This window comes from Halomonas sp. (assembly GCF_031581305.1).
GTDB lineage: Bacteria > Pseudomonadota > Gammaproteobacteria > Pseudomonadales > Halomonadaceae > Halomonas.
On record NZ_JAVLBC010000180.1, the window covers coordinates 1 to 6,555 of the forward strand.

General features: G+C 65.0%; 8 protein-coding genes. 6 read left to right on the forward strand and 2 right to left on the reverse strand.

What is annotated here, in order from left to right; all coding sequences use genetic code 11:
• Positions 1–79: 79 nt before the first annotated feature.
• The gene (locus RI841_RS13235; protein ID WP_089713164.1) at positions 80–385 is read left to right on the forward strand and encodes a lipopolysaccharide assembly protein LapA domain-containing protein; all 306 of its coding nucleotides are present in this window, start codon (positions 80–82) and stop codon (positions 383–385) included.
• Between the two features lies 1 nt (position 386).
• Positions 387–1,571, forward strand: a complete 1,185-nt coding sequence (lapB, locus tag RI841_RS13240) for a lipopolysaccharide assembly protein LapB (protein WP_310706092.1) — start codon at positions 387–389, stop codon at positions 1,569–1,571.
• A gap of 4 nt (positions 1,572–1,575) precedes the next feature.
• Here the strand turns inward: lapB and pyrF are convergent, their stop codons facing one another.
• On the reverse strand, positions 1,576–2,277 hold the full coding sequence (gene pyrF, locus RI841_RS13245; protein WP_310706093.1) for an orotidine-5'-phosphate decarboxylase: 702 nt from the start codon (positions 2,275–2,277) through the stop codon (positions 1,576–1,578).
• A 215-nt stretch (positions 2,278–2,492) separates the two neighbouring features.
• Between pyrF and RI841_RS13250 the strand changes: the two genes are divergently transcribed.
• Positions 2,493–2,783, forward strand: coding sequence for a ComEA family DNA-binding protein (locus RI841_RS13250; RefSeq protein WP_310706094.1), 291 nt, complete (start codon positions 2,493–2,495; stop codon positions 2,781–2,783).
• 81 nt (positions 2,784–2,864) lie between these two features.
• On the opposite strand, the gene RI841_RS13255 is transcribed toward RI841_RS13250, so the two are convergent.
• Positions 2,865–3,626: an SDR family oxidoreductase gene (locus tag RI841_RS13255; RefSeq protein WP_310706095.1), complete on the reverse strand. Its 762-nt coding sequence runs from the start codon at positions 3,624–3,626 to the stop codon at positions 2,865–2,867.
• 221 nt (positions 3,627–3,847) lie between these two features.
• On the opposite strand from RI841_RS13255, the gene RI841_RS13260 reads away from it, so the two are divergent.
• The 3 genes from RI841_RS13260 to groL form a co-directional block, all read left to right on the forward strand.
• Positions 3,848–4,372: an FxsA family protein gene (locus RI841_RS13260; protein ID WP_310706096.1), complete on the forward strand. Its 525-nt coding sequence runs from the start codon at positions 3,848–3,850 to the stop codon at positions 4,370–4,372.
• A 209-nt stretch (positions 4,373–4,581) separates the two neighbouring features.
• Entirely contained in the window at positions 4,582–4,875 is a 294-nt protein-coding gene (locus RI841_RS13265; protein ID WP_310706097.1) for a co-chaperone GroES, read from the forward strand.
• A 63-nt stretch (positions 4,876–4,938) separates the two neighbouring features.
• Positions 4,939–6,555 (forward strand): chaperonin GroEL (gene groL, locus RI841_RS13270; protein WP_310706099.1); only part of this gene is annotated, 1,617 nt, incomplete at its 3' end.

A 6,555-nucleotide genomic window follows, 5' to 3' on the forward strand; every position in this document is an offset into this window, starting at 1 on the left:
GATGCCAGCCGCGCACTCGGCTACTGAGCGGCGCCCCCGCGACCGCCGTCTCACCTTCAACCGACATGGGAACAAGCACATGCGTTGGCTAAAAGGCCTGATCCTGGCCATCATCCTGCTGGTGGTGCTGCTGATCGGCATCCTCTTTGCCGTCAACAACCAGCAGGCCCTGCCCCTCAACCTGATCTGGATCGAGCTGCCTGCAGCCTCGCTCTCCGTCTGGCTCCTGGCCTCGCTGGCCGTGGGCGTACTGCTGGGCATGCTCGCCATGAGCGGCGTCTACCTGCGCCTGCGCACCCTGCTGACCCGCGCCCAGCGGCACAACCAGCAGCAGCGCAAGGAGCTCGACCGCCTGCGCGTCCAGGAGATGAAGGAACTCCCCTAGAATGCCCGATGTTTTGCTGCTGGCCCTGCTGGTGGTGGCCGTCGCCATCGGTTGGTGGCTGGGTCGCCGGGAGCACCAGGGCACCGGCAGGGCATCACAGCCGCCGGCGCTGGCGCGGGACTACTTCGTCGGCCTCAACTACCTGCTCAACGACCAGCAGGACAGGGCCATCGAGACCTTCATCGGCGCACTGGAGGTCAACAGCGACACCATCGAGACGCACCTGGCGCTGGGCAACCTCTTCCGGACTCGCGGCGAAGCCGATCGTGCCCTGAAGATTCACCAGAATCTGCTCGCCCGCCCGACGCTGAGCGCCGGGCAGGGCGACAGGGTCCAGATCGAGCTCTCCCGTGATTTCCTCGCCCTGGGGCTGCTCGACCGCGCCGAGCGACTGCTTCAGAGTCTGGTGCGCGACAGCCAGGATGACGAACTGCGCGACTCTGCCAAGCGGTTACTGGTTGACCTGCTGGAGCGCGAGGGCGAGTGGCAGGCCGCACTGGATGTCGCCCTGCCCCGACTCGCCCGACAGCAAGACGACATCCGCCGCGCCGCGGCGCACTGGCTCTGCGAGCTAGCCGAGCAGGAGCGTCATTCGGCAAGCCCCGTGCTGGCCAGACGCCACCTGCGCCAGGCACTGGCCACCGATTCGTACTGCGTGCGCGCCAACCTGCTGTTGGCCGCCATGAAGCATGATACCGGCCAGTACAAGGCGGCCATCCGGCTGCTCAGGCGAATTCCCGACCAGGACCCCACCTTCACCCCTGCCATCCTCGACCCCCTGTCTCGCGCCTATCGTCTGCTGAATGACGAAGAGGGCCTGATCCGCTGCCTGCAAGAACTCCTCGAGCATGCGCCCTGCACCAGCATGATCACTCGGCTGGCCGAGTCGCTGCGCCACCACCATGGCGATGACCGGGAGGCCCTGGCACTGATCACCGGGCAGCTCGAGCGTGCGCCCAGCCTGGGGGCGTTGCATTACCTGCTGACCCTCTATCGTCGCAACGCCAGGGAAGACGAGGAGGAGCGCCTCGCGCTGCTGCAGCATCACACCCACACCCTGCTACAGGCGCTACCCCGCCACCGCTGCCGACGCTGCGGCTTCTCCGGCGAACGGCTGCACTGGCAGTGCCCCCGTTGTCGCAGCTGGGGCACCACCAAGCCGATCACTGGCATCGAGGGGGAGTGACCCCTCAGTCAGCGGCCAGCTCGGCCTCGATGGCTGCCAGGGCAGCCATCGGCTCTTCCGCCTGGGTGACCGGGCGTCCCACCACCAGGTGGGTACTGCCGGCGTTCAAGGCATCACCCGGGGCCATGACGCGACGCTGATCACCGGCCACGGCGAAGCTCGGGCGGATGCCGGGCGTGACCTTGAGGAAATCTCCTCCGCATAGCTCACGCAGGCGTGACGCCTCCTGCGCCGAGCAGACTACCCCATCCATGCCACTATCACGGGCCAATACGGCCAGGCGCTCGACCTGGTCAGCAGGCGACGCCTGGATGCCGATTTCGGCCAGATCGGCGGCCTCCATGCTGGTCAGCACCGTCACCGCGATCAGATGGGTCGCCAATCCCTGCCGGTCCAGGCGCTCACGCGCCGCCTCCATCATCCGTCGTCCACCGCTGGCATGGACATTGACCATCCACACGCCCTGCTCGGCGGCAGCCTGGACCGCCCCGGCCACGGTATTGGGAATGTCGTGGAACTTGAGATCGAGGAACACCTCGAAGCCGCGGCCATGCAGGGCATCGAGCACCTCGGGCCCGCTACGGGTGAAGAGCTCCTTGCCCACCTTGAGCCGGCACCGCGCCGGATCGAGGCGATCGGCCATGCACAGGGCGGCGTCCAGGGAAGCGTAGTCGAGCGCAATGATCAGAGGGGAGGCGGTGGTCACGAACAGGCTCCTGGCAGATGGATGGACCGGCCAAGTATATCAGCCATGACCTACAGCGCATGTCCGCGAAGTCGCCGGCCTTCTTACTGCAATCGCTGACATGACACGACCGCATTCGATGACATGGGCCCTGCCAGGAGCCCACTAGCTTGAAAGGGGCAGGCCGGCGCTTCGTGGTGTCGGCCACGACCATCCAGGAACTAAGGAGAGGGATCATGAAGACCATCATCATGCGACGCCTGCCCGGACTGCTGCTGGTCATGCTACTGGGCCTCGCCCCCTTCGTCGCCGGCCAGGCCCTGGCCCAGGAGATGGAGCCGATCAACATCAACAGTGCCGACACCGAGCTACTCGCCGAACTGCCCGGCATCGGGGAAACACGGGCGGCGGCGATCGTCGAGGATCGCGAGGCAAACGGCCCTTACGAAAGCGCCGACGAGCTGACGAGGGTCAGTGGTATCGGCGACGCCACCGTGGAGGGACTCGCCGACCAGGTCTCGTTCTGAACAGACCCGAGGCTTTTTCGCCAGGGGCGCCGGCCGCAAGGTCGGCGCCTTGCACTTGGCCAAAAAGCGGACGTTAACCGCTTACAGGCGCAGTCCGCCATCGCACTCGACCACACGGCCGGTGAAATAGTCGTTGGTCATGATGAAGGCCACGCTCTCGGCGATGTCCTCGGGCTGGCCCAGCCGCCTGAGCGGAACCCCGGCCGTCAACTTGTCGAGCATGTCCTGGCGCATCGAGGCGGTCATCTCCGTCTCGATGAACCCAGGAGCCACCGCCCCCACGCGAATACCGTAACGTGCCAGTTCCGTTGCCCAGGTCGTGGTCAGCGCCACCACGCCGGCCTTGGCCGCCGCATAGTTGCTCTGCCCCATGTTGCCGGCCCGCGAGATGCTCGAGATGTTGACGATGACACCATGGTGGCCCGCCTCGATCATCTGGACCGACGCCTCGCGCCCGCACAGGAAGACCCCCGTCAGGTTGACATCGATCACCTGCTGCCACTTCTCCAGCGGCAGGGTCTTCTCCACCTTGCCGTCCCTGGCCTTGACCAGCAGGCCGTCTCGCACGATGCCCGCGTTGTTGACCAGACCGTGAATCGGGCCCAGCGATGCTGCAATATCGCTGAAGGCCTGCGTGACCGACGCCTCCTCGGCCACGTTGACCACGAAGCCGCGCGCGTCGATCCCATCGGCGTGCAGGGCAGAGACGGCGCCGTCCAGAGTATCGCCGTCCATGTCCATGAGGGCGAGCCTGGCCCCCTGACCACCCAGCCGCCGTGCCATAGCCAGGCCGAGGCCACGGGCGCCACCGGTGATGGCGATAACAGTATTGTCGAGTTTCATGGGCATTTCTCCAGGGCATGGGGAATCATGCTGTCAGCGCGCTTGTCGAGCAGCTACCGGCAACGGAAATCCAGCGTCGGCATATCACTATTTTGATGCGCTGCACCATTACCATAGCGAATCATGGAAGCATATTCCATGACTCTGGAGTGACACGGCAATGGCTTGAATTCCACCGCTCCGCCCCCATCACCTGCCGAACTGTCATCCGCGGAGTCATCATGCCCTTTCTCGTCGTCTTCACCCTCTTCGCCCTGCTCGACTTCGTCATCCTCTTCTCGGTCGGCAGCCAGATCGGCCTGCTGAGCACACTGCTGCTGGTCCTGGCTACCGGATTCATTGGCCTGCACCTGATCCGCCGGGAAGGCGTGGCTACCTTCGCCCGTGCCCAGGAGCGCATGGCCGAGGGGGAGATCCCCTCCGGCGAGCTGCTGACGGGGGCAGCCCTGATCTTCGGCGGCGCCCTGCTGATGGCACCCGGCTTTCTCTCCGACGCGCTGGGGTTCATGTGCCTGGTCCCGACGGCACGCCGCCTGCTGGGCAGGCTGCTGGGCTGGGCGAGCGTACGCATGAAGGGCCTGCACGTTCATGCCAAGACCTATCGCCCGCGTCAAGGCACCGATGCCGACTGGCAACAGGCGGGCCCGCGCCGGGAATCCGCTGACGAGCAGAACAAGGGGCCGCGCGGCGGCCAGCAGGACGCGCCCCTGGAAGGCGAGTTCATCTCACGTGACGACTCACGCTGAGCGGGCGCAAAAAATTTTCATGCGGGGCCTTGAAAGCCCAATGCCGAGCCCCACTTATCCGACAGCATCAGAATTCGGCGCGGGGTAATCCCCACGCCAACGACAAGGAAGGCGAACCCCGCCTCCACCCCGCAGCATGATCGCGGGTTGATGATGAAAACCGCCAGGGCGATGCCCTGGCACAGCAAACCATCAGGAGAACGTGAGCAATGAACATCCGTCCCTTGCACGATCGCGTCGTGATCCGTCGCGTTGAAGAAGAACAGAAGACCGCTGGCGGCATCGTGCTTCCGGGAAATGCCCAGGAAAAGCCGACGCGTGGCGAAGTCCTCGCCGTTGGTAACGGCCGGATTCTCGACAACGGCGACGTCCGTCCGCTCGACGTCAAGACCGGTGACACCGTGATCTTCAAGGAGGGCTTCGGCGTCGAGAAGCAGAAGATCGATGGCGAAGAAGTGCTGATCATGAGCGAGTCCGACATCCTGGCTGTCGTCGAAGGCTGATTCCGGACACGACCCACAACTGATCGATTTTGACGTTCACGAACTCACAGGAAGTATACGAAAATGGCAGCAAAACAAGTCAAGTTCTCCGATGATGCCCGCAAGCGCATGGCGCGCGGTATCGATGTCCTGGCCAACGCCGTCAAGGTCACCCTGGGGCCGAAGGGCCGCAACGTGGTGCTGGAGAAGTCCTTCGGTGCCCCGACCGTGACCAAGGATGGCGTCTCCGTAGCCAAGGAGATCGAGCTCAAGGACAAGTTCGAGAACATGGGCGCCCAGATGGTCAAGGAAGTCGCTTCCAAGACCTCCGACGTCGCCGGTGACGGAACCACCACCGCGACCGTGCTGGCGCAGACCATCGTCACCGAGGGAATGAAGTCTGTCACCGCGGGCATGAACCCGATGGACCTCAAGCGCGGTATCGACCAGGCCGTGGCCGCCGCCGTCGAGGGGGTTCAGGAGCTGTCCGTGCCCTGCACCGACTCCAAGGCCATCGCCCAGGTCGGCACCATCTCCGCCAACGGCGACAAGCGCATCGGTGCAATCATCGCCGACGCCATGCAGAAAGTCGGCAAGGAAGGCGTGATCACCGTCGACGAGGGTCGTGGCTTCGAGGACGAGCTGGATGTCGTGGAAGGCATGCAGTTCGACCGTGGTTACCTGTCGCCCTACTTCGTCACCAACCAGGACACCATGGCGGTCGAGCTGGAAGACCCCTATATCCTGCTGGTCGACAAGAAGATCTCCAACATCCGCGAGCTGCTGCCGACGCTGGAAGCCGTCGCCAAGGCCGGCAAGCCGCTGGTGATCATCGCCGAGGACATCGAGGGCGAGGCGCTGGCTACCCTGGTGGTCAACAACATGCGTGGCATCGTCAAGGTCGCGGCCGCCAAGGCACCGGGCTTCGGTGACCGTCGCAAGGCCATGCTGCAGGACATCGCCATCCTCACCGGCGGTACCGTGATCTCCGAGGAGGTCGGCCTGACCCTTGAGCAGACTACCCTGGACCACCTGGGCACCGCCAAGCGCGTGACCATGTCCAAGGAGAACACCACCATCATCGATGGCGCCGGCCAGGATGGTGATATCGAGGCGCGTGTCGGCCAGATCCGCGCGCAGATCGAGGAGAGCTCCTCCGACTACGATCGCGAGAAGCTCCAGGAGCGCGTCGCCAAGCTCGCCGGCGGTGTGGCCGTCATCCGTGTCGGTGCCGCTACCGAGATCGAGATGAAGGAGAAGAAGGCTCGCGTCGAGGACGCCCTGCACTCCACCCGCGCCGCTGTCGAGGAAGGCGTGGTGCCCGGGGGCGGTACCGCCCTGGTGCGCGTGCTCACCAAGCTTCACGGCCTCAAGGGTGACAACGAGGACCAGAACCACGGCATCGCCCTGGCGCTGCGCGCCATGGAAGCCCCGCTGCGCCAGATCGTCACCAACGCCGGTCAGGAAGCCTCCGTCATCCTCAACAAGGTGAAGGAAGGCGAAGGCAACTACGGCTACAACGCCCAGACCGGCGAGTTCGGCGACATGTTCGAGATGGGCGTGCTGGACCCGGCCAAGGTGACCCGCTCGGCCCTGCAGTCCGCTGGCTCCGTCGCCGCCCTCATGATCACCACCGAGTGCATGATCGCCGACGACCCGGACGAGAAGGATGCCGGTGGCGCCGACATGGGCGGCATGGGC

Coding starts and splice junctions, on each gene's coding strand:
- RI841_RS13235 (WP_089713164.1), top strand. CDS start 80: ATGCGTTGGCTAAAAGGCCTGATCCTGGCCATCATCCTGCTGGTGGTG.
- RI841_RS13265 (WP_310706097.1), top strand. CDS start 4,582: ATGAACATCCGTCCCTTGCACGATCGCGTCGTGATCCGTCGCGTTGAA.
- RI841_RS13255 (WP_310706095.1), bottom strand. CDS start 3,626: ATGAAACTCGACAATACTGTTATCGCCATCACCGGTGGCGCCCGTGGC.
- RI841_RS13250 (WP_310706094.1), top strand. CDS start 2,493: ATGAAGACCATCATCATGCGACGCCTGCCCGGACTGCTGCTGGTCATG.
- RI841_RS13260 (WP_310706096.1), top strand. CDS start 3,848: ATGCCCTTTCTCGTCGTCTTCACCCTCTTCGCCCTGCTCGACTTCGTC.
- lapB (WP_310706092.1), top strand. CDS start 387: ATGCCCGATGTTTTGCTGCTGGCCCTGCTGGTGGTGGCCGTCGCCATC.